Origin of the sequence: Phaeobacter gallaeciensis DSM 26640 (assembly GCF_000511385.1) — a bacterium.
Lineage (GTDB): Bacteria > Pseudomonadota > Alphaproteobacteria > Rhodobacterales > Rhodobacteraceae > Phaeobacter > Phaeobacter gallaeciensis.
In genome coordinates this window covers 531,697-555,000 of sequence record NC_023137.1, presented here as the reverse complement: position 1 = coordinate 555,000, position 23,304 = coordinate 531,697, and the positions used below count along the sequence as shown (strand labels likewise).

Genomic DNA, 23,304 nt, shown 5'->3' with positions numbered 1-23,304 from the left:
ATTCCTGACGCGCCCGCCGATCAAAACCCCATAAATGCCACCGTCTTTCCGATGCGTCCGACCGTCTCTCCAGCCCGTCCCAGCGTCTCTCCGCCGCGTTTCCCGCCCAATCCAGCGTCGCCGCCGTCCCGTCCAGTGTGTCCCCGTAGCGCCTCAGCGCCGCCGGTGAAGGGGGTTCTAAGGCGAGTTGCACAAAGCCGCAAGCAGTTTTTTGACGTTTTCATGAAGTTTTCGTCGAAAACCAATATTTTTGTTTTATATCATAATATTAGATCGATTTTTTTCTCTGAAAGCTCCTCATTTCGGGTACATTTCTCACGACTCACAGATTGCCTAAGCGCCAGCGCGACAGTTCGATATCTATATATAGATGCCAGACTGCGCGAGACCACTAGGACTCATGCAGCCTCGACCTATTTCGAGTCGGAATCACGAACCGCAAACTGCCGAGCGCAGCCATAGTTCTGCACAAACACGTCTCTTCCCACGGCCTGCTGGTCAAACCTCCGGAAGCCGCTAGGTCACTGTTACGACTAGGGGTTGTGCCATACCCCCCTCATGGGCTTTGGTAGGCTGCAAGCATGACCATGCAGCAGTGATAAGCGCGCGGCGCAATAGACAGGTGGTCCGGATCACAGGTGGATGACAGGCGAATGCTGTCCATACACATCCAGAACGCATGCGCTCAGGACCAAGATACGAGACCATGACAGATCTTTCCCCCTCCGCGGCACTTACCCTATCCGAGGATACCGCAGCCCACCCTGGCCGACGCAACCTGAGCACTGTGCCAAAGGTCGATGCCCCGCCCGAAACAGAGGGTAGACAGGTACAGCGGCCCCATGGCCTGCAACGCCACCTCCAGGATCAGCCCGGGTTTCGGTCTGAACTGCGGCGAGCCACCCGGCCCGAACATGATACAGCTGAACTGGCTTTTGCCCCTTTTCACCAAAGACCCCTGCCCCATCTTGCGTGGTTTCTGGCCTGCCAGCATACCGCGTTACATGCGCTGGCCGACACCTGCCGTCTCGAGAGGGGACGGGCCACCGCATTGCTAGCAGATTTGACCGCTGCGCTGCGCGCGGATTGCGCCGATAATGGCGACCGGCCGGCCGCTATCTCTGCGGACACCCTACCCCAGCTGCACCCTCTAGCGGTGGATTACCTCGTGCTAGGATCCCGTATGGGCAATGAGGTGCTCCGCCGCCGCCTGAGCGAGGCCGCAGGCCAGATGGCCCTGCCTGCCTATTTCGCACCAAGAGATCATCTGGCGACTTGGCGCGCGACCTGCACGGATCTGGAACAGCTTCCTCCCAAGAGCGCGCTGGCCCAACGCATCGTTGCAGATACCCGTAAAGGGTTCGACCTCTTTGAGACTGCGGCGCGGCTCAATCCACTAAAAACACCGACGATCTGATATAAAGAAATACACCTAAGACAATGCCGTCTGCGCAACGTTAAAACGGCTTATCAAAAAAGGGCCTGTACAATGGCTTTGGAACAGACAGTCTCCACCACCACACTGACCAATTGCGACCGTGAACCGATCCACCAATTGGGCCGGGTGCAATCTTATGGCGCGCTGATCGCGGTTTCGACCGACTGGCTGGTGCAGCATGCCTCAGACAATCTTCTTGAAATACTGGGCACCGAGGCGCAGGCGGCTATCGGCCATTCGCTGGGGAATCTGATCGCGGAGGACGCATTCACCCGCATCCGTCGCAATCTGGGCGCATTGGAGACCCCGGACAGCAACCTGCGGTTCTTCAATATCCCGCTGAAGGACCACAGCCAGGCGTTTGATGTCAGCATCCATCAGAGTGGCCGTCATCTGGTCATCGAATTCGAGCCAAAATTCGAGCGCAGCGAGCGCGATGTGATGTCCGAGATCTATCCGCATTTCTCGCAGCTGCGCCGGGACGAGGATATTTCACGACTGGCGCAGGGCGCGGCGCGCGGCCTGCAGGCGCTTTCGGGGTTCGACAGCGTCATGGTCTATCAGTTCCAGCCTGATCACTCGGGACAGGTGATCGCCGAGATACGCAGTGACCGGACCAAGAAATACGAAGGCATGTTCTTTCCCGCCTCGGATATTCCTGTACAGGCGCGCGCGCTTTACAAGCGGTCACTGCTGCGGCTGATTGCCGATGTGGACGATGAGGGCGCGCCGATCAGCCCGGCGTTCAAAATCGATGGCGCACCCCTGGATCTGTCTCTGGCGGTGACTCGCGCTGTCTCGCCGATCCATCTGGAATATCTGCGCAATATGGGCGTGCGTGCCTCCATGTCAGTATCAATCATGAAAGACGGGGAGCTTTGGGGCCTGTTTGCCTGCCATCACAACCGCCCGCGGTATATAGACTATGAACGCCGCACCGCCATTGAGATGTTCGCGCATGTCTTCTCATATGAGCTGAGCCAGTTTGAGACCACCCAGCGCACCCGCGAAGAAAAGAGTATGAGCCGCCTGCAGACACAACTGATGGCGATGCTGGCGGATGGCCGCCCGTTCAAGGAAAGCCTGATTTCAGTCTCCGAAGACATTCAGGACGTCATCCCTCATGACGGTCTGGTGCTTTACTCCGATGGGGAGTTTCATGCCACCGGCACCACCCCCACCGCCGAGGAGACACGCTCCCTCGCCAGAATGCTGGATGTCACCATTGGGGCAACGGCGTTTTCCACCAACCAACTGGAGAGCATTCATGACCCGGCGCGGGATTACATTGATCGCTGCGCCGGCATTCTCGCGATCCCGATTTCCAAACGCCCACGCGATTACCTCATCCTGTGCCGCCGCAGCATCTCGCAGACGGTAGAATGGGCGGGCGACCCGACCAAACCGATGGAGGTCGGTCCCAACGGCGTGCGGCTTACCCCCCGCAAAAGCTTCGAGGCCTGGCAGGAAACCGTCGAATGGCGGTCCGCCCCCTGGGCAGACAACAGCCTTCACAGCGCCAATATGCTGCGCACCGTGCTGCTGGAAATCTTCCTCAAGGTGACCGAAGCCAACAACGCCGAGCGGGCGCGGGCGCAGGAGCAACAGCAACTACTGATATCTGAGCTCAATCACCGGGTCCGCAACATCCTCAACCTGATGAGTGGACTGGTGACCCAGACCAAGGGCACGGCGCGGACGCTCACCGAATTCACCGAAAACCTGGATGGCCGCATCCATTCGCTGGCGCGCGCGCATGACCAGCTGACGGGTGAGCAATGGGAACCCGCTTCCCTGCGGGCGCTGATCACCTGCGAACTGGAGGCCTATTCCACCGGTCGCGATGATGAGGTTGTCCTGACCGGTCCCGATGCGCTGGTCACGCCGGTCGCCTTCACGACTTTGGCGTTGGTTCTGCATGAGCTGACCACCAATTCAGTAAAATATGGCGCGCTCAGCAATGGGGTCGGTCGTGTCGAGATCGCCTTGGAGGAAGAGGACAGCGGCGCCCTTCTGATCAGTTGGGTTGAACGCGGAGGCCCGCCGGTGGCGCGCCCTGCACGACGCGGTTTTGGCTCTACCATCGTGGAGAACTCCATTCCGCACGAGCTGAAAGGCGACGCCTCGGTCCAGTATAAGACAACCGGCCTTGAGGCGCGGTTCCGCATCCCCACCCTCTATCTCGAAAAGATCAAGCATACTGACACTGACCCCGTAGACGACGCACCTCTCCCCGATACCAAGGAAGCTCCAAAGCTGGGAGGCAAAGCACTGGTGGTCGAAGACAGCTTCATCATCGCGATGGATTTGAGCGCCATGCTGGAAGACATCGGTTTTGCGGAAACCGTCAGCGCCTCAACCGTGGGCAAGGCGCTAGACAAACTGGAAGAGAGCAGCATCGACTACGCAGTGCTGGACGTCAATCTCGGCTCCGAGCAATCGGTCCCCGTGGCAGAAGAACTGGCGCGACGCGGCATCCCCTTTGTGCTGACCACCGGCTATGGCGAGGTCCAGGATATCATCGAGATCTACCCGCCCTGCCCAATCGTGCAGAAACCGGTCTCTGAAAGCGCGCTGGTCGCCGCCCTTCTCCGCGCGGGTGAGGGGCCAACGCCGGAAATCACCTGATCGGGGTGGCAATACCTATATAGCAGCAACCGGGCCGTGCCATCTGTGGCGCGGCCTCCACTGTCAAAGATCCACTTCAATCACGCCATCTTTCTCTGCCGCCCGTGACTGGCACAGGATCACCGCATCTTGACGCTGCGCCTTGGAGAGCACGAAATCGCGGTGCTCCACCTCGCCTGCGATCAGACCGCATTTGCACACGCCGCAGATCCCGTCGGAACATTTCACATCTATATGAATGCCGTTTTCGGCCAACACATCCGTAGCGGTCTTTTCCGCCGGCACCAATAACTCACGCCCTGACCGGCTGAGCTTCAGGGTGAAGTCGTGGTTTTCATACTCCGGCACCTCCGGCACGGAAAAATACTCCAGATGACGCGCTTCCTCAGGGAAGCCCTGCCGCTCTGCAGCCTCCATCACGCCACCCATGTAGCGGTCCGGTCCACAGGTATAGACGTGCCAGCCATCCTGGTAATCCGCCAGCACCCGATCCAGATTCGCGCGACTGCCCTCATCGGAGACATGGATATGCACATGCTCCGCCCAGGGCATCGCTGCGAGATCACTCAGGTAGCCTGCGTCCTGGCGCGATGATACGGAATAATGCAGCTCAAACGGCTGTCCCAACGCGTGCAGACGATGGGCCATGGCAATCATCGGCGTCACACCAATCCCGCCTCCCATCAGGAAACTGCGACGCGCCTCCTCCACCAATGGGAAATGGTTGATCGGTTTGGAGATGAAGACCCGCCGCCCCTTGGTGAAAATCCGGTGCAGCAGTTTTGAACCACCCCGCCCCAGATCCTCGCGCAGCACACCGATCTGGTATTTCGACCGGTCTGCCGGATCCCCCGACATGGAATACTGACGCAGAAACTCCGGCGCGACCACAATGTCCAGATGCGCACCCGCAGTCCATTCCGGCAAGGGGCTGCCATCCAGGCTCCGGAACTCATATTTGGTAACGCCGCTGCTCATCTCCTCGACGTTCGACACCTCAACCCGCAGAACCGGACTGTCGCCGTCATTGGTATAGATGTGATCCCAACCGCCGGTCTCGCCCCGCGCACGGCGGGCCTTGTATTCCTCCGCCGTGACCATTGCCTGATAGGCCTCAATCCCTGCCTCCCGGTCCATTGGAAACGGGTAGGGCCAGGGATGCGGCGCCAGATGCGCAGGATACACCGCCAGCGTCTGATCCTCATAGCGCAGATCCAGATCTTTCTGGAGCGCGCGCGCATTGACCGGATGCCGGGTCGGACGGTAGCCGCCATCCTCTTCCAGCTCCAGATCCCACCACCATTTCTTGGCCGGGTTCATTTCACCATTGCCAACCATATCGTCGAGCTTGGCCAAAGCGGGGGCCACCGCAGGCATATTCATCGCCGCCCAACGAAACGGCTTTTCCTTGAATATCCCCTCAAGGTTCCACGGGCAGGTTTTCATACAGCGCCCGCACATCGCACCACCGGGTGTGGTGATGCGATAGGTGGTGCATTTCTGACTGTCGGATTTCCAGATTTCATAGCCGTTGAACATCAGCTTCGGCCCGGCCGTGATGGCGCCCGACGGGCATTCGCGGGCACATTTGTTACAGGCCTCGCAGAATGCCTGAAGGCCAAAATCAATCGGCTTGTCATGGGCCATCGGCATATCGGTGGTGACAACCCCGGATTTCAATCGCGGCCCGAGGAAGGGGTTCAGGATCACCTCACCAATCCGGCTAACCTCCCCCAGCCCCGACAGCAGCAGCAGCGGCGGCTGCAAGACCTCCCCGTCCATCACCGTATGCGCCTTCGCCTTGTAGCCGAGGTTGCGGATCTGGCGGGCAATCACCCCGCCCAGCAGGGAAAACCGCAGATAGGCCCGCATGGACTGCGCCACCGCAATCCAGTCATCGCCGGAGGTGCCCTCCGTCGTGTCAAAGCCCTGATCGACAATCATCGAGATCGCCTGATCATGCTCCGGGTGGATTTCGGCACCGGTGGCATCATGGCTGTACCATGTCCATTCCGGGCAGCGGCTGATCCCCACTGCGTCAATCCCCAGCCAATAGCTCGCCGCCTTGATATTGGCAGCATTGCGCTCCGCATCCGTGGGGCGCGGCGCCTGTGGGGCAGGCGCGCCATCCTGCAACAGCACAAAGGCCCCCAGCATTCGCCGCTGCGCCATCGAGGGCGCGGCCTTGCGCACGTAAAACCCTCCGGTGGCCGCCGCCTGATTGGTCTTGCCCATGTCGCCGAACTGACTGCGGGCAAACATATCGGCGCGTTTGGGCACCCGCGCCACCCGCGCCTCGTCAATATAGGTGGTCGGATCCGCGACCCGCTTCAGCGTCTCAAACGGATGCGGCCCATCGCAGAAATCACGGCGGGCAAAGGGATCGCCATTCAGTGCTGAGCGTTCGGAGCCGACCCCCAGCCACCATTTCGGCCCCTTCACCTGCATCACCGGTTGCAGTTCCTGCGGCAACAGCGGCTTGTCCCGTGCCATCTCAAAATCGGTGGTCACCACCGCCACACCAAACCGCGTGCCCAGATAGGGGTTCACCAGCTTGCCATCCTCAACCGTGGCCAGCCCAGCGGCAACCGTCAGCTGGTTCAGATCCACATCCGCCGAGCTGCCGGTATGCGCCTTGGCATCCCAGCCCAGCAAGCGGATGTAATTCGCCAACACCACCGCCGTTTCCGAGGCCCGCAGACAGGCGCGGTGGCGCTCTGCCCCGTCCAGCCAGTCACAGCCTGCCTCATCCGGGCGCGGATCGCGCGGCATGTCATAGAGAAACACAACCGAATGCGTATGGTCGCCAATAGTGGTCGGCGGCGCCTTCATCGCATCGCGCAGATCCGCCATGATCATATCAATGCCCGAGGCCAGCGTCTTGGTCTGGCGCGTCTTCAGATCATGGGACAGCCGGTCGATATCGGGGTTGCGATAGGGCACATCCAGCCGGGCAGAGGCAGGCATCGGCCCAATCCCCACCATCGCCGCATCGCTGAAATAGCCAAAGGCCTTGATATGATCGGCCCGTTCCTGCGGGTCGCTCGGGCAGTCCGCCTGCGCCTTGTTGACCAGCCCGTCGCGGATCGCATCCATCATCGCCTGATATTCACCCATCGCATTGACGATGGAGGCCGGCATATCGGGTCGCCGGAAATTCAGCGGCTGAAACGGTGGCACGCCTCTCAGGTCCGGCATCGGCCCCGGCTGCACCCGCTCCATCGGAAACGGCCCCATATGGATCGGGCGGGACCGGGTCGAAAACAAGCGGAGAGACATAGGCGGATCCTGTTGCAGCAAAAGGCTGCCACAGGTTTAGCCCAGAAATCCGCCCAAGGGATAGGCTCCAACATCCAATTTCACAAACATGAAATACAACATATTGTTTTTAAACAAAACAATGGACATCCAATCTTGATATTAGAGCAACTTTACCCCCGACGCCCGTCAAAAGCGCGGATCTCGATCCCGCCCCCCGCCAGCGATTGTCGCACCGACCGCGCCAGCTGCACGGCGGTTGGGGTGTCCCCGTGCAGACAAATGGTGTCGATGGCCGTTGGGATACGCGCACCGCTTTCGGTGATAATCGACCCCTCCTGCACCATTTGCAGAATGCGCGGCCCGGCAATCGCCGGATTATGGATCACCGCGCCGGGCAGGGATCGGTCTACCAGCGTTCCGTCGTCATTATAGGCCCGATCTGCAAAGATCTCTCCGCACCAGTTGCAGCCCAGTTCCCGCACCACCTCTTCCATAGCGGTGGCCGCCAGCACCATGATGATCAGATCCGGGTCCAGATCCAAAGCCGCCTCATAGCAGGCCCGCGCCATGGTATGATCGACAGAGGCCATATTCGACAACGCTCCATGCAGCTTCAGATGCCGCACTTTGCTGCCTGCTGCCCGCGCCATCCCCTGCGCCGCACCCAGCTGGTAGCGGATCATATTCGCGAGCGTCTCCGTCGGCACCTGCATCTTACGGCGGCCAAAACCCTGAAGATCATCAAACCCAGGATGGGCGCCGATCCCCACCCCGTGATCCCGCGCCCGCGCCATGGTCGCCGCTATCACATCCGGGTCACCTGCATGAAAGCCGCAGGCAATATTGGCCGAAGAGACGACATCAAGCAGCGCCGCGTCATCGCCCATGGCCCAGGGGCCAAAGCTCTCGCCCATATCGGCGTTCAGATCGACGGTCTTGCTCATGTCTCAGCTCCTGTTTCAAACGGGTCAGCCTCGGCGGAAATCACGCCGCCAATCAGCTGATAAGAAAGTAGATCGCCCATATCCGCCGGATCCCGCAACAGCGGGCGGCAGGCTGAGGGCAACCGCGCCACCGCCGCATCATGGGCGGCCTGTTGCGCCAACCCCTCCTCCAGCGAGACCCAGCGAAACCGCAGCACCGCCCCGGCAGCGGCCTGCACCGCCCGTGACAAATCGCAGGGCAACACGGTGCCAATACGCGGGTAGCCACCGGTGGTCTGCGCCTCACGCAGCAGCAGAAAGGGGCGCCCGTCGCCGGTCATCTGCACATCTCCCGGCACAATCACCTCAGACAGCACATTCAGTTGCCCGCTGGCCGCGAACCCCTCGCCCTCCGACATCAGTTGCAGCGCCATTCGACTGGCCCGCCGCCCCGGCGTAAAGGGTGTCTCAGCAAAGCGCTGGCGTACCTCAGGCGGGAACAAATCAGACTGGAAGCTTTCGACCAGACGCAGTTCCCCACCGGAGAAACGATCCGCCACCGGCAGGCAAAGCCCGCTCACCTGCCGCGCTGCCGGGACATCCTCTTCCCCGACGGGCAGCATATCACCGGCGGTCACCGGCGCGCCCAGCGCTGCCACCAAATGCGACGCCCGTGCGCCCAGCCGCGATGGCGTGGCCAGACCGCCGCCCAGATGCAGATAGCCGTAAACGCCGCGTTTTGCGGCCCCGATCTCCAGCCGCTGCCCTGCCTCGATCCGGTGCGACGCATTCCAGACCAGCGGCGCGCCGTCCAGCGTCGCCACCATCTCGGCGCCGGTCAGGGCAATCCGCATCGGCGCGCTTGCCTCAAACAGCCCGCCCATGCCGGCCATCTCCAGTGCCGCAAGCCCGGCATCCTGTCGCAACAGCGCCGCCCCTTCGGCCAATGCCAGCGTATCCGCCGCGCCGCCCTGCGACAGCCCCTGCCCGAGGTAGCCAACCCGGCCCCGATCCTGCACCGTGCAGGAGGGGCCAATCCGCAGAACCCTCAGCGCTCTCATGATGTGACCTCACTGACAATGGCACCGCCCTGTTCGGCACCGCTGTCCCGCAACCGCAGAAACGCCGCCCGGCTTACGGGCTCAAACTGCAATTCATCCCCTGCCCGCAGCGCAAAGGGATCTTCAGAATCGGGTTGAAACAGCGTCAGACCGGTCTGCCCGACATGGCGCCAGCCGGTTGGCGATGCGGTTGAGAACAGCACGAACTGCCGGATCGCCAGCACCAGCGCGCCAACCGGCACCTGCGGGGTGACTTCGCTCTGACGCGGGATATCCCAGCTTTCGCCCAACGTGCCAAGATAGGGCTGCCCCGGTGCAAATCCGATGGTCAGCACCCGAACCCGCGCCGCGCCCAGCTCCTCAATCGCTGCTGCCTCGCTCACACCCGCAAGCTCCGCCGCCTCCGCCAGCTGCGGCGCCAGATCGGTGCCGTACACCGTCGGCACCCGCCAGAACCGCCGCCCATCCGGCAGCGGCGCCTGATACCAATCCCGAGTCAGCAACAGATCTGCCAGCGCCCCGCGCAACCGATCATGCGGCAGCTCCACCGCATCAAAGCGCACAAAGACCGAGGCCAAAGAGGTCGCAGTTTCCACAACACCGCTCAGCCCCAACGCATTGACCGCACTGCGAAAGGCAAGCGTGGCCCGGTTAGTGGCTTCGTCCAGCTGATCGCCAAAGCTGACCAGCATCCCCGACAGCCCAATGGTTCGGATCAACGGATAGGTTGGGGGGGCCTCGCGCGACATGGTTCCTCCGACAGCGGCGACGGGCGACGCTCAGGCCGCCTCGGGCCGCTCCGGTATCGCCGTCCATTTTCGCCACAGGGTTGCGCCGCAAAGCGGGGATAGTCAACCGCGCTTTGCTCTCTAAGGTCACCAACCCACAGGAGTTGCCTCTCGCGGCACCAAACCGGGATCAGGCCGCAAGCGCCGGGGTGAACGGCAGGTCCATGACCTCGCCGCCCTCGACCACCAGCGCCCGGTTCGGCTGCACTTCAATCCACGCACCGATATCGCTGTCCAGCGGTTCAGAGGTGACGATCACCCCCTCCTTATAGACCCGGTAATAAAGGCTGGGTGCATGCCGGTCGGAGGCATAGCGCGCCGCATAAAGCCGGGTGCCATCGGACCAGCAGGCCCCAAACCGCATATGCGGCGTGGTGCCATGCTCGCGCGAGACCGCCTCAACCTGCTGCACGGCAGCGGCAACCGCGCCGATGGGATCGGCATCCAGTCCCAGCCCAAGCGCAATCAGGAAAATCGCCTCACTCTCGGTGCCGCCCAGACGGTGGTCGTAAAACGCATCCGGGATCATCGTATCCAGTCGCTTACGGAACTGCATATGCCCGCCAGCCTGACCATTGTGCATGAAGCTCCATTTGCCGCTGGCAAAGGGATGGCAGTTATTGCGCGAGGTGGCCGTTCCAGTGGAGGCGCGGACATGGGCCAGAAACAACCCCGTTTTGGTATGGCGCGAGATCTGCGCCAGATTGGGATCGGACCAGGCCGGGTGTGTGTCCTTGTAAAGACACGGCTCCGGGCGGTCGGAATACCAGGCCATACCAAACCCATCCGCATTGATCGGCGTCTTACAGATCAGCGCATTCCGACACTGATGGACCAGCGAATGTTCCGGCACGAACACAAGATCCTCAAGATAACGCGGGGCCCCGTTCCAGGCGAGCAGACGGCACATTATGCCACCTTCGGCGCAAACCGCGCAGTAGAGGTATCAACATTATAGCCTTCACAGTACCGCTGCGGGTTCTGCGCCAGATCCCGCACCGCGTGGATGATTGCATCGGCCTTCTCATCGCTCAGCGTTGCGGAGAAGTTGAGCCGCGTCCAGCCGGGTTTCTCGATCTCCTGCCCACCCAGAATGGCGGCGCGCATCGCACGGGATTGCACCTGCCCAATCTCCAGCAAGCGATGTGCATACGGCCCCGCACAGGCGCAGCCGCCACGGGCCTGAACACCGTAGTGATCCGACAGCATCCGGGTGAACAGCTGCTGGTGGATCGGCGCGCCGGTCTCCGGGTCCTGCACCTGAAATGAGAAGATCGGCAGCTTCCGCTTGGCATTGGGATTGCCGAGGATCCGCAGATTGGGCAGATCCTGCCAGGCCGCCAGCGCCCGCTGGCGCAGCTCTTCCTGCCGCCGATCCATAAACGCCTGTCCCATCGCTTCCTTCACCAGGAGACACAGTGCGGCGCGAATATCGCCAACCACATTGGGTGTGCCAGCCTCTTCCCGCGCGGCCAGATCATCAGCGTAATCATGCCGCCAGGGGGAGACAAACTTCACGGTGCCGCCACCGGGCAGGGTTGGGCGTGTGCTTGCGACAGCAGCCTTGCGCAGGATCATGACACCAGAGGCCCCCGGCCCGCCCAGGAATTTATGGGCAGAAAATACAATCGCGTCTTTCTCGGCATCCGTACCCGCAGCCATATCCATTGGCAAATAGGGGCCGCCACCGGCGTAGTCCCAGACCACCCGTGCACCATAGCGACGCAACAGGCGGCTGACCGCATCAGTGTCGGTGACAATCCCGGTCACATTCGACGCCGCCGAAAACGCGCCAACGATCAGGCGCTCGCCGCCAGTCTCGCGCTGCAACACCGCCTCCAGCTTGTCCAAATCAGGCCCGCCCTCGGTGGCCTCGGCAATCTCCACCACTTCGGCGCCGCTTTCGCGCCACGGCAGGATGTTGGAATGATGCTCATAAGGGCCAAGGATAACCAGAGGAGTCTGCCCCGCAGCCACTGCGCCGGAGACCCCCAACAAATGCACCAACCGATTGAGGCCCGCCGTCGCACCCGATCCGGTGAACACAGTTGCATAGCGATCATCCGCACCACAGATCCGCGCAATGGTCTGCCGCGCCGCCCCCCGCAGCCGGGTCATGAAGCTGCCGCAATAAGATGCCTCGGTGTGGCTGTTGGCATAGTAGGGCAACACCTCGTTCAGCACGAAGTCTTCCACCTGGCGCAAGGCCCGGCCAGAGGCGACGTAATCGGCGTATATCATCTTCACCGGCCCGTTCGATCCCGGCAGTTCCGCCCCGTCACCAATGACACCAGCCCGCAGGCGGTCCAGACACTCCGCCCCGGCAAGCGATGCGCCGAAGCGATCAAGAAGGTCGGCAGGGGCGAAATTTGTGGTCATTTGAACGGTCCTCTTGCTGTGTTGCAAACACACTACCAAGCAGGACCAATGATTATTCACTCATTTATTGCAGGTATAAACTTAATCATTCATCAAATGACACTATAAAAGGCTCACAGCCGATCAAAACCTCAAACATGGGACCGCACCCCGATGGTATGATCTGCCAGTCCACAGCACATCGCTGACCACCCACGCCACCAGCCGTCTTAGGGCAGCACCTGAGCGAAGGCGATCTCCAGCTTGTCTGTGATCTCGCCGATCTGATCGTCACTGAGGATAAAGGGCGGTGCCAACAGGATATGATCCCCATTGCGCCCGTCACGCGTGCCCGCCATCGGATAGCAGATCAGTCCGGCCTCAAAGGCCGCTTTCTTCAGCTTGCCCGCAACACCAAGAGCCGGATCAAACGGCGTTTTGCTATCGCGATCCGCCACCAGCTCGATCCCGCGGAATAGCCCCCGTCCGCGCAGGTCGCCCACATGCGGGTGCTGACCAAAACGCGCCAGCAGCGCCGCGTGCAGCCTCTCGCCCATCTCGGCACTGCGCTGCACCAATCCGCGATCCAGCAGCGCCCGCACCACCGCCAGCCCCGCAGCCGTCGCCACAGGGTGGCCGATATAGGTATGGCCATGCTGAAAAAACCCACTGCCGCCTTCAATCGCCTGATAGATCTGACGGCTGCACAACATCGCACCAATCGGCTGATAGCCAGCCCCAAGCCCCTTGGCGATGCACAGGATATCCGGCGCCACACCATCCGCCTCGCAGGCAAACAGATGCCCGGTGCGCCCCATGCCGCACATCACCTCATCCAGAATCAGCAACACGCCGTATTGGTCGCAGATCTCGCGAATGCGTTTGAAATACCCCTCAACCGCAGGCACCGCGCCGGATGTGGCCCCGACCACCGGCTCCGCCATAAACGCCATGACCGTCTCCGGGCCAAGCCGCAGAATCTCCGTCTCCAGCTCATTGGCGACGCGCTGGCCATAGTCATAGCTGCTTTCGCCCTCGCCCCGGTCAACATACTCATAGCAAGGTGCTATGTGAGAAATATCAATCAGCAGCGGCGCAAACTGCTGCCGCCTCCACTCATTGCCACCCGCCGCCAGCGCACCCAGCGTATTGCCGTGATAGCTTTGCCGCCGGGCAATCACATGGCGGCGCGTGGTGTCCCCATGCTCCAGATGATATTGCCGCGCCAGCTTGATCGCCGCCTCTGTCGCCTCGGACCCGCCAGAGACGAAATAGACCCGGCCCAGATCCCCCGGCGCCTGTGAAATCAACAAATCCGCCAGCGCCTCTGCCGGTTCCGACGTCATAAACCCGGTATGGGCAAAAGCCAGCTGACCCACCTGCGCCTGCACAGCCGCAATCACCCCCGCATCGGAATGACCAAGACAGGACACCGCCGCCCCGCCAGAGCCATCAAAGTAACGCTTGCCATCAGCGTCGATCAAATAGCACCCGTCTCCTGCGACGGCAGTGGGCAGGTTGGCCTTGGTGTGGCGCGGGAAAACATGGCTCATAACTGGGCTCCTTTATCCTCGGAAACAGACATCACATGCGGGCGATGTCCCGCCGCGCGGGCCAATGCGACAAACTCGGCAACAGAGGCTGCGTTGTCAGGATACTCCGATCCATCCGCAGCCTGGGTATTGTTTTCAAACCCGATCCGCAGCCGCCCCCCGGCCTCAAGCCCGGCCATCAGGCAAGCGTGTTCTTGATGACCAAAGGCACACAGTCCCCAGTCCAGATCCAGATCCGCTGTCGCCTCCAAAAATGCGGGCAGCTCACTCGGTCGGGCCACGCGCGGCGGTGCATATTGGCCTAGCACAAAAATGGCAGAGCGCATCTGCGCCGGGATATCTCCGCGCTCATAGGCCCCGCGCAACGCCGCAATGCAGCCAGTGCCATATAGGATATGTTGCACATCGGTTCCGGCTTCCGCGCAGATCGCATAGGCCCGCGCGGCCAACGTCCAGTCCCGCGCCATTTCCCGGACCGAGACAGAGGCCGCCGCCGGGCGCAGAGCCTCCAGGCAGGCCAGCTGCTCCCCCACGTCAAACATCCCCGCACTCTCGGTGGTGATCTGGATCGCCATCCCCGGCGCCGCCTCAGCCACCGCCGCCATCGCCGCGCGGTAGCGCCCCGTATCCAGCGAATGGCCGCCGTCCCGGTCGCGCACATGCAGATGCAGCGCATCCGCCCCGGCCCGCTGGCAAGCCGCCGCCGTCGCAGCAATCTCCGCCATGCGCAACGGCACCCCCGGATGATCCATCTGTTGTCGCCGCGCCCCGTTGGGGGCCACCATCAGGTGATATGTCGTCAAGGCTTCGCTCCGCTTATCTCACTGCGCCGGTCTATCGGCAGCACCGATCTGGCGCATAACAGCGCATGTTCTCAATCTGACAAATTCAGAACAAATGTTTTTTACCACAGGTCTCCGCCCACCCCGCGTCTGGAGCTAAATTGCGTCGGCAACTGGACCTAGAGCAAAACGTAAATATAGCGTTTCGTGGATACAGGGCGAGTCTGGCCAGCCAATCCATGGCAGACCGCATTTTCGAACAACGTGGAAAGGGCATGTCATGGATGGCACGTTCAATGAAAACGACCTGAGCCGGGTCATCGCCGCCGATAAGGCAAACGTCTGGCATCACCTGATCCAGCACAAGCCGTTTGAAGAAAACGACCCCCGCATCATCGTCGAGGGCAAGGGCATGCGGGTCTGGGACCAGAACGGCAAGGAATGGCTCGACGCCGTTTCCGGCGGGGTCTGGACCGTCAATGTCGGCTATGGCCGCGAGGAAATCGCCAAGGCCGTTTATGACCAGCTGATGAAGCTCTGCTATTTCGCACAATCCGCAGGCTCGATCCCCGGTGCGTTGTTTGCCGAAAAGCTGATCGAGAAGATGCCGGGCATGAGCCGCGTCTACTACAACAACTCTGGCTCGGAGGCGAATGAGAAAGCCTTCAAGATGGTGCGCCAGATCGCGCACAAGAAATACGGTGGCAAGAAAACCAAGATCCTGTACCGCGACCGCGACTACCACGGCTCCACCCTCGCAGCGATGTCCGCAGGCGGCCAGGAAGAGCGCAATATGCAATATGGCCCCTTCGCCCCGGATTTTGTGAAGGTCCCCCATTGCATGGAATACCGCAAGCACGAGCTGGGTCTGGAGCATCTCTCCGGCAAGGAGTTCGGCATTGCAGCCGCAAATCTGATCGAGGAGGTCATCCTGCGCGAAGGCCCCGACACCGTTGGCGCGCTCTGCCTTGAACCTGTAACCGCAGGTGGTGGCGTCATTGAGGCCCCCGAAGGTTACTGGCCGCGCGTGCAGGAGATCTGCAAGCAGTACGACGTGCTGCTCCATATCGACGAAGTGGTCTGTGGCGTCGGCCGCACCGGCACTTGGTTCGGCTATCAGCACTACGGCATTCAGCCTGATTTCGTGACCATGGCCAAAGGCGTCGCCTCGGGCTATGCCGCAATTGCCTGCCTCGTCACCACCGAAGACGTCTTCAATATGTTCAAGGATGACGCCAGTGATCCGATGAACTACTTCCGCGACATCTCCACCTTTGGTGGCTGCACCGCCGGCCCCGCCGCCGCGCTGGTCAATATGCAGATCATCGAGGATGAGAACCTGCTGGAGAACTGCACCGCCATGGGGGAGCGGATGAAATCCAACCTTGAGGCGCTGATGGAGAAGCATCAGGTGATCGGCGATGTGCGCGGCAAGGGTCTGTTCCTTGGCGCCGAGCTGGTTGCAGACCGCGAAACGAAGGCGCCGGTGGACGAGAAACTGGCACAGGCGGTTGTGGCCGAATGTGGCAATCAGAACGTTATCATCGGCGTGACCAACCGCTCCATTCCGGGCAAGAACAACACCCTCTGCTTCAGCCCGGCGCTGATCGTGACGCCCGAGGACGTGGACAAGATCACCGACGCGGTGGATGTCGCCCTGACCAAAGTGTTTGGCTGATACATTTCCCCTGTTGGAGGAACGAATTGCGCCCCGGTATGTCCGGGGCGCTTTCTTGTTGAGACAGTTGGCCCGGTCGGGTTCAGACAAGCCGCGCCGCGATTCCGCCATCCACCGCCACCGGACCGCCGGTCACGAAACTGGACCGGTCCGACAGAAGAAACAGCGCAGCTTGGGCAATTTCCACCGGCGCGGCCATCCGTTTCATCGGGTGCAACCCCGAGATAAAACTGTGTGTGTCCGGATCGTCCCCCGCCATGGCGGTTTTGGTTCCGCCCGGCAGCAGCGCGTTTGCCCGGATGCCCTCTGCAGCAAGATCGGACGCCAGCGACTGAACCAGGCCGATCAATCCCGCCTTAGACGCCGCATAGGCCCCCATGCCAGGCATGCCGCCATTGCTGAACCCAACAAAGGATCCGGTAAACACCAGCGCGCCCCCGCCGCGTGCGCGCAGAGCCGGGATCTGCGCCTTGGCCGAGAAAAACGCGCCGGTCAGGTTTGCCGTGAGGACGGCGTTCCAGTTGGCGGCATCCATCTGCTCAACCGGCCCCATGTCTCCCATGATGCCCGCGTTGTTAAAGGCGCCGTCCAGCCCGCCAAACGCTTCTGTCGCCAAGGCCACCAAAGATTCTGAATAGGATTCCTCGGTAACATCCCCGGCCAGGCTGGCGGCCCGCCCACCGCTTTGATTTATCTGACCTGCAAGGGTTTGCAGCTCAGCCTGCCGCCGGGCACCCAGCACGACATTGGCCCCTTCTGCCGCAAACAACAACGCCGCAGCAGCACCGATGCCACTGCTTGCGCCGGTGATGATAAGTGTCTTGTCTTTTAGTTCCATGATCAAAGCCTCCATTGGTTGACGCCCTGAGCTAACCGCCTCACTGACATGCACTCGACCCGTTTCATGCGGTTGCAGCGGAGGCTCTTCACTTTCCCGCAGGAAACGGGTCGCGGAGGCCGCCGGTCCCGGACCGCCAGGTAACGCCGCCCCAGACGCGACAGCGCCGCGCATTTGCGCGGCGCTTGGCCCAACGGGTGTCAGGCATCTCAGATGCCGCGCACCGGACGGGAGCATCCCGCCCGGTCCCGGCTCCTCAGACCATCTGAAACAAGATCCCAGACAGGATCGCGCCGGTGATCCCCAGCGCCAGATAGGTGGCAAAGACTTGCGGTTTCACCAGTGACCACACTGCCGCCATCGCCGGGATTGAACTCACTGCACCCGCCACCATGAACGCCATCGCAGCCCCCGCACTCATCCCCTGTTCCATCAGACCCGCCAGCAAGGGCGGCGCCACATAGGAGTTGAGATAGGCAGGCATCCCCACCAGCGCCGCAGTGGCAATCGGCAGCAGGCCTTCACCACCAACCACGCCAGCAATCAGATCGGCCGGCACATAGGACACCAAGAGCGCCTCCAGCACATAGGCCAGCGTCAGCCATTTCACCAGAAACAGACCATTGCTCACAAACTCCTGCCGGAACTGGCTGCGCCGCGCAGGCTCCCGCCAGAAGGCCCAGACCGGCGCCTCTGCCTTCGGCGCGCCACAGCCACAGCAGCCCGACGCCGGCGCCTGCTTCAGCGGGCTGGCAAAGGCACCCGCGCCCCGCAGCGCCTTGATGGCAAAACCGCCAAACAGCCCCAGCGCCACCGCCGCCACCGCTTTGGCAATGGCAAAGGGCCAGCCTAGTGCGCCTGCGGTGATCAGCAGCGTTGGCGGGTCGATCAGGGGCGAGGCCAGCCAGAACGCCATCACCGCAGAAAGCGGCGCGCCCAGCGCCAGAAGACCCGCAATGAACGGAATGACCTCGCAGGAACAGAACGGTGCCAACCCGCCAAAGACCGCCGCCAAGAAGATCATCCGCACTTCACGCCCCTCAAAGGCGCGCGCCACCATCACCTCGGCCCCCGTCGCCTTGAGATAGGAGAGCAGCAACACCGCAAAGAGGATATACCGCCCGGTATGCAGCAGCGCCGCCCCGGCAAAACGGATGACCTCCGCCAGATTGCCAGGATCCAACACAGCCACCGCCATCACGATCGCCACGCAGAGCGCCCAGGGGGTCTTCAGCCCCCGCGCAATCAAGCCTGCGGGGCGTGGGTTTTGTGTCAGCTCAGCCATCGTTTGCCACCTCCCGGATAGGGACATCATCCGCGCAGCATTCACTGAGGATAAACCCCGCCAGTTGTTTCAACTGATCATAGTCCGCCGTGTTATAGGTGCTGCGCCCGTCCTTGCGCTGCAGGATCAACCCGGCTCCAGCCAGCAGTTTCAGATGATGGGCCAATGTGGAAGGTGCGATGCCGGTCCGGTCCCGGATATCCTGCACCATCAGCCCGCCGTCGCCCGCGCGCACCAGACAGCGCAACACCGCCAGCCGCGCCTCCGACCCCATCGCAGCAAATCCACCCGCCGCCTGTTCCCATTCCATAGCTACGCTCCGACAAAAGTTGATTCGATAAAACTGGTTTTATCGAATCAACGAACTATATCAACCCATTTCCATGACCCAACTAAAGCTGGACGTGTATGTGGTCGTCATGACGGGCGGCACGGCAGCCCTGAAACCTGATTTTGCGAAAGTCTGCGCCCATCCTGTCCTTTAGATGGGGCTCAATAAACACCTTCTGAACCCGCGCATCTTCTGCCAGTACCTTCACCAGAAAAAATGTTCTGCCCTCTTCAAAAAGCAGATCTCGCCAAATCCCCTGCGCCCAGCCCAGGTCCCAGCGCAGAGACAACCAAGACTTGCGGCACTCAGTCGGCCCAGACTCAAATGCGAAATAGCCAATGGGCGACCGTACCGCCCCCGGAACATATCGACCATCCTCGCTATAGAAGAACGCCAAGTCCGCCTTCTCTCCATCATCATGTGAAAGATGTGGCAGCAGTGGGAACCCATCCCAGAACGGGAAGTTGCCATCCAAGACGAGTGTAACCGTGCCCGGGTACTCCCGCGCGACAGCATCCGCATTGTCCTGCAACACCTCAAGCAACGCGGGCGACACATAGGTTCTGTTCAAGGCACAGTAAAACCAGGACTGAACTTGCAGGTTTCCTGATCCAAAACAGCTGAGCGGCGTTCTGCCAAAGACCGGGGCTGTGTACTGCGCCGCAAAACTGAAGGCCGCATAAACAATGACGAAGGCAAGCAAGGATCTGCGGAACAACCGCGAAACCAGCCAGGCCAGCCCACCAATCTGCGTCACCATAGTCAGGAACAGTACAATCAGGCCGTGACCTACCAACTTTGTCATGGGCAGAACATGCCAAAAGCCGGGCGTCGATTGCAATCAAGATCGACACCGATGAGTTTCTCGCAGCAAGACATAAAAATGAGTAAGTCCAGATTGCACCCCATTTATGTCCAGCCTACAGTGATTCATGGCTATTTCTGTCGACACCTTCTTTCTGAACCCCGATGCGCATGGCACCCTGCAGGCGCAAATCCAGGAAATGATTGCCGAGGGTATTCTCTCGGGCCGCTTGCGCGTGGGGGAGAAACTGCCCTCCTCGCGCAAATTGGCCGCACATCTGGGCATCAGCCGCATCACCGTGACGCTCGCCTATACAGAGCTTTTGGCCAATGACTACCTGATCTCCAAGGGACGGTCTGGGTATTATGTTTCCGAAAACGCCCCGGTGCCGCCCAGCTACGCGCCCTCGCAGAAATCTGCGGATACGGTGGACTGGTCCACGGCCATCGTCGGCAACTACTGCGGCGGCGACACGCCCCGCAAACCACAGGACTGGCGCGACTATCGCTATCCTTTCATCTACGGGCAGGCGGATGCCTCGCTGTTTGACCACGCCAACTGGCGGCTCTGTGCGCTGCGGGCACTGGGGCAAAAGGATTTCGCCGCGCTCACCAATGATTACTTCGATCAGGACGATCCGCTTCTGGTGGAATATATCGCCCGCCACACCCTGCCCCGCCGCGGCATCTCTGCCCGGCCAGAGGAAATCCTGATCACCCTTGGGGCGCAGAATGCGCTTTGGCTGGTGGCACAGCTGCTGCTGGGTCCGGGGCGCAAGGCCGCGCTGGAGGATCCGACCTATTATACCCTGCGCGATCAACTGGTCTATCGCGGCTGCGAGATCGACTGCCTGCCGGTGGACCATGACGGGTTGCCACCCGACACCATCCGGGATGACACCGATGTCATTTTCACCACCCCCAGCCACCAGAGCCCGACCACAGCCACCATGCCGATGGCGCGTCGCAAACAGCTGCTGGACCGCGCCCGCGATATTGATGCGGTGATTGTCGAGGATGACTATGAATTCGAGATGTCCTTCCTCGGCGCACCCTCACCGGCGCTGAAGTCCCTCGATGCAGATGGTCGGGTGGTCTATGTCGGCAGCTTCTCCAAATCGCTCTTCCCCGGCCTGCGCCTTGGCTATCTGGTCGGATCCGAGCCCTTCATCCGGCAGGCTCGCGCCCTGCGCGCCAATGTGCTGCGCCACCCGCCCGGTCATGTACAGCGCACCGTGGCCTATTTCCTGTCACTGGGTCACTACGATGCCCAGATTCGCCGCATGGCCAAGGTTCTGCATGACCGCCGCTGCGTGATCGAAGAGGCGGTGACCCATCACGGGCTTAGCGTGGCAGGCGTCGGCGTCTACGGCGGCTCCTCCCTTTGGATGCGCGCCGACGCCAATGTAGATACTGCGGCGGTCGCCCAATCCCTGAAGACAAAGAGCGTCCTGATCGAACCCGGTGCGCCATTCTTCGCGGCGGAACATCGCAAACAGAACTATTACCGCCTGGGGTATTCTTCGATCCCGTCCAACCGGATCGCGCCCGGACTGGCCCTCATCGCAGAGGCCCTGCGCCCCAGTCGTGCAAAGGCTGGCTAGCTTGCCACAGCTGCAATGCGCCCGCCTCCGGGCCTTTAGATTGACGCCGCACCGCAGCATTCGGCACCCTATCGCATACTGGTACTAAGCCGATACAGGAACTGGCCCTAACTGCCCTTCGCCCCGCGGAATAAACCGGATGTATCCCGGCCTTCGTGCCGGCCCTTTTGGCGTCTCATCAGGAGAATACGCGATGAAAATGACCACCGAGGAAGCATTTGTAAAAACACTGCAAATGCACGGCATCCAACATGCGTTTGGCATTATCGGTTCGGCCATGATGCCGATTTCCGACATTTTCCCAGAAGCGGGGATCACCTTCTGGGACTGCGCCCATGAAGGCTCCGGCGGGATGATGGCGGACGGCTACACCCGCGCCACCGGCAAGATGTCGATGATGATCGCTCAGAACGGCCCCGGCATCACCAACTTTGTGACCGCTGTGAAAACCGCCTACTGGAATCACACCCCGCTCTTGCTGGTCACACCGCAGGCCGCGAATAAGACCATCGGTCAGGGTGGTTTCCAGGAAATGGAACAGATGCGCATGTTCGCCGACTGCGTCGCCTATCAGGAAGAGGTCCGCGACCCCTCTCGTGTGGCCGAAGTGCTGAACCGCGTCATCATGAACGCCAAACGCGCGTCGGCTCCGGCGCAGCTGAACATCCCGCGTGACATGTGGACCCAGGTTGTCGACATCGAACTGCCCGCCATTGTCGAGTTTGAGCGCCCCTCCGGTGGCGAAACCGCCGTCAGTGACGCCGCCAAACTGCTGTCCGAAGCCAAGAACCCCGTGATCCTGAACGGCGCCGGTGTGGTTCTGTCCCAAGGCGGCATCGCCGCGTCGCAAGAGCTAGCCGAACGTCTCGATGCCCCGGTCTGCGTGGGCTATCAGCACAATGACGCCTTCCCCGGCAACCACCCGCTGTTTGCCGGTCCGCTGGGTTACAATGGCTCCAAAGCCGGGATGGAACTGATCAAAGACGCCGACGTCGTTCTCTGCCTCGGCACCCGTCTGAACCCCTTCTCCACCCTGCCCGGCTACGGCATGGAGTACTGGCCCGCTGATGCCAAGATCATTCAGGTCGACATCAACCCCGATCGTATTGGCCTGACCAAGAAGGTCTCCGTCGGCATCATCGGCGACGCCGCCAAAGTGGCCTCCGGGATCCTCTCCCAGCTGAGCGACACCGCTGGTGACACCGGTCGCGCAGAGCGTAAGAACCGCATCTCGGAAACCAAATCCCGCTGGGCGCAGCAACTCACCGAAATGACCCACGAGGATGACGATCCGGGCACCACCTGGAACGAACGCGCCCGCGCCGACAAACCCGAATGGATGAGCCCCCGCATGGCGTGGCGCGCCATCCAGCAGGCCCTCCCGCGTGAGGCGATCATCTCCTCCGACATCGGCAACAACTGCGCCATCGGCAACGCCTACCCATCCTTCGACGAGGGACGCAAATACCTTGCTCCCGGCCTCTTTGGTCCCTGTGGCTATGGTCTGCCCGCGATTGTCGGCGCCAAGATCGGTTGCCCCGACACCCCGGTTGTCGGCTTCTCTGGCGATGGTGCCTTCGGCATCGCCGTGACCGAGCTGACCGCGATTGGCCGCGGCGAATGGCCCGCGATCACCCATATCGTGTTCCGCAACTACCAGTGGGGCGCAGAGAAGCGGAACTCCACCCTGTGGTTCGATGATAACTTCGTCGGCACCGAGCTGGACGAGCAGGTCTCTTATGCGGGCATTGCCAGCGCCTGTGGTCTCAACGGTGTGGTGGCCCGCACCATGGATGAGCTGACCTCGGCACTTGCGCAGGCCATCGAGGATCAGAAAAACGGCAAGACCACCCTGATCGAAGCCATGATCAACCAAGAGCTGGGTGAGCCGTTCCGCCGTGACGCCATGAAGAAGCCGGTCCGCGTGGCAGGCATCGACAAGGCCGACATGCGCGAGCAGCAGGTCTGACGT

The 23,304-nt window shown here is 61.4% G+C and carries 17 protein-coding genes; 5 read left to right on the top strand and 12 right to left on the bottom strand.

Annotation, left to right across the window (positions count from 1 at the left end; translation table 11 throughout):
* Nucleotides 1-706: 706 nt before the first annotated feature.
* Nucleotides 707-1,417, top strand: a complete 711-nt coding sequence (locus GAL_RS02740; protein WP_024096065.1) for a heme oxygenase-like domain-containing protein — start codon at nucleotides 707-709, stop codon at nucleotides 1,415-1,417.
* Between the two features lie 72 nt (nucleotides 1,418-1,489).
* A complete protein-coding gene (locus tag GAL_RS02735) occupies nucleotides 1,490-4,066 on the top strand; it encodes an HWE histidine kinase domain-containing protein (RefSeq protein ID WP_024096064.1) in 2,577 nt (858 codons plus the stop codon).
* A gap of 63 nt (nucleotides 4,067-4,129) precedes the next feature.
* Here the strand turns inward: GAL_RS02735 and GAL_RS02730 are convergent, their stop codons facing one another.
* From GAL_RS02730 to GAL_RS02695, 8 genes are all read right to left on the bottom strand, one after another.
* Nucleotides 4,130-7,345, bottom strand: coding sequence for a 2Fe-2S iron-sulfur cluster-binding protein (locus tag GAL_RS02730; protein ID WP_024096063.1), 3,216 nt, complete (start codon nucleotides 7,343-7,345; stop codon nucleotides 4,130-4,132).
* Between the two features lie 152 nt (nucleotides 7,346-7,497).
* The gene (locus GAL_RS02725) at nucleotides 7,498-8,271 is read right to left on the bottom strand and encodes a LamB/YcsF family protein (RefSeq protein WP_024096062.1); all 774 of its coding nucleotides are present in this window, start codon (nucleotides 8,269-8,271) and stop codon (nucleotides 7,498-7,500) included.
* A complete protein-coding gene (locus GAL_RS02720) occupies nucleotides 8,268-9,311 on the bottom strand; it encodes a 5-oxoprolinase subunit C family protein (protein ID WP_024096061.1) in 1,044 nt (347 codons plus the stop codon). The genes GAL_RS02725 and GAL_RS02720 overlap by 4 nt, the downstream gene beginning before the upstream one ends.
* Complete coding sequence (locus GAL_RS02715; protein WP_024096060.1) at nucleotides 9,308-10,060, bottom strand: 5-oxoprolinase subunit B family protein; 753 nt, start codon at nucleotides 10,058-10,060, stop codon at nucleotides 9,308-9,310. Before GAL_RS02715 ends, GAL_RS02720 begins: the two co-directional genes overlap by 4 nt.
* 169 nt (nucleotides 10,061-10,229) lie before the next feature.
* Nucleotides 10,230-11,009: a class II glutamine amidotransferase gene (locus GAL_RS02710; protein ID WP_024096059.1), complete on the bottom strand. Its 780-nt coding sequence runs from the start codon at nucleotides 11,007-11,009 to the stop codon at nucleotides 10,230-10,232.
* Nucleotides 11,009-12,478 carry an aminotransferase class V-fold PLP-dependent enzyme gene (locus tag GAL_RS02705; protein WP_024096058.1) on the bottom strand — a complete coding sequence of 490 codons (1,470 nt, stop codon included), beginning with the start codon at nucleotides 12,476-12,478 and terminating at the stop codon, nucleotides 11,009-11,011. Before GAL_RS02705 ends, GAL_RS02710 begins: the two co-directional genes overlap by 1 nt.
* A 209-nt stretch (nucleotides 12,479-12,687) precedes the next feature.
* A complete protein-coding gene (locus GAL_RS02700) occupies nucleotides 12,688-14,010 on the bottom strand; it encodes an aspartate aminotransferase family protein (protein WP_024096057.1) in 1,323 nt (440 codons plus the stop codon).
* The gene (locus GAL_RS02695; RefSeq protein WP_024096056.1) at nucleotides 14,007-14,813 is read right to left on the bottom strand and encodes a 3-keto-5-aminohexanoate cleavage protein; all 807 of its coding nucleotides are present in this window, start codon (nucleotides 14,811-14,813) and stop codon (nucleotides 14,007-14,009) included. The genes GAL_RS02700 and GAL_RS02695 overlap by 4 nt, the downstream gene beginning before the upstream one ends.
* 259 nt (nucleotides 14,814-15,072) lie before the next feature.
* Here GAL_RS02695 and GAL_RS02690 point away from each other — a divergent pair, with 259 nt between their 5' ends.
* A complete protein-coding gene (locus tag GAL_RS02690) occupies nucleotides 15,073-16,470 on the top strand; it encodes an aminotransferase family protein (protein WP_024096055.1) in 1,398 nt (465 codons plus the stop codon).
* An 82-nt stretch (nucleotides 16,471-16,552) separates the two neighbouring features.
* Here GAL_RS02690 and GAL_RS02685 read toward each other — a convergent pair whose 3' ends face one another.
* The 4 genes from GAL_RS02685 to GAL_RS02670 all read right to left on the bottom strand — a co-directional run bounded on the left by GAL_RS02685 (nucleotide 16,553) and on the right by GAL_RS02670 (nucleotide 19,765).
* Entirely contained in the window at nucleotides 16,553-17,308 is a 756-nt protein-coding gene (locus tag GAL_RS02685) for an SDR family oxidoreductase (RefSeq protein ID WP_024096054.1), read from the bottom strand.
* Between the two features lie 256 nt (nucleotides 17,309-17,564).
* Nucleotides 17,565-18,593, bottom strand: coding sequence for a permease (locus tag GAL_RS02680; RefSeq protein ID WP_024096053.1), 1,029 nt, complete (start codon nucleotides 18,591-18,593; stop codon nucleotides 17,565-17,567).
* Nucleotides 18,586-18,903: an ArsR/SmtB family transcription factor gene (locus GAL_RS02675; protein ID WP_024096052.1), complete on the bottom strand. Its 318-nt coding sequence runs from the start codon at nucleotides 18,901-18,903 to the stop codon at nucleotides 18,586-18,588. Before GAL_RS02675 ends, GAL_RS02680 begins: the two co-directional genes overlap by 8 nt.
* Before the next feature lie 82 nt (nucleotides 18,904-18,985).
* Complete coding sequence (locus tag GAL_RS02670; RefSeq protein ID WP_244462780.1) at nucleotides 18,986-19,765, bottom strand: penicillin-insensitive murein endopeptidase; 780 nt, start codon at nucleotides 19,763-19,765, stop codon at nucleotides 18,986-18,988.
* Between the two features lie 91 nt (nucleotides 19,766-19,856).
* On the opposite strand from GAL_RS02670, the gene pdxR reads away from it, so the two are divergent.
* Together pdxR and xsc are read left to right on the top strand one after the other, a co-directional pair.
* Nucleotides 19,857-21,332, top strand: a complete 1,476-nt coding sequence (gene pdxR / locus GAL_RS02665; protein WP_024096050.1) for a MocR-like pyridoxine biosynthesis transcription factor PdxR — start codon at nucleotides 19,857-19,859, stop codon at nucleotides 21,330-21,332.
* 193 nt (nucleotides 21,333-21,525) lie between these two features.
* A complete protein-coding gene (gene xsc, locus GAL_RS02660) occupies nucleotides 21,526-23,301 on the top strand; it encodes a sulfoacetaldehyde acetyltransferase (protein WP_024096049.1) in 1,776 nt (591 codons plus the stop codon).
* Nucleotides 23,302-23,304 lie beyond the last annotated feature (3 nt).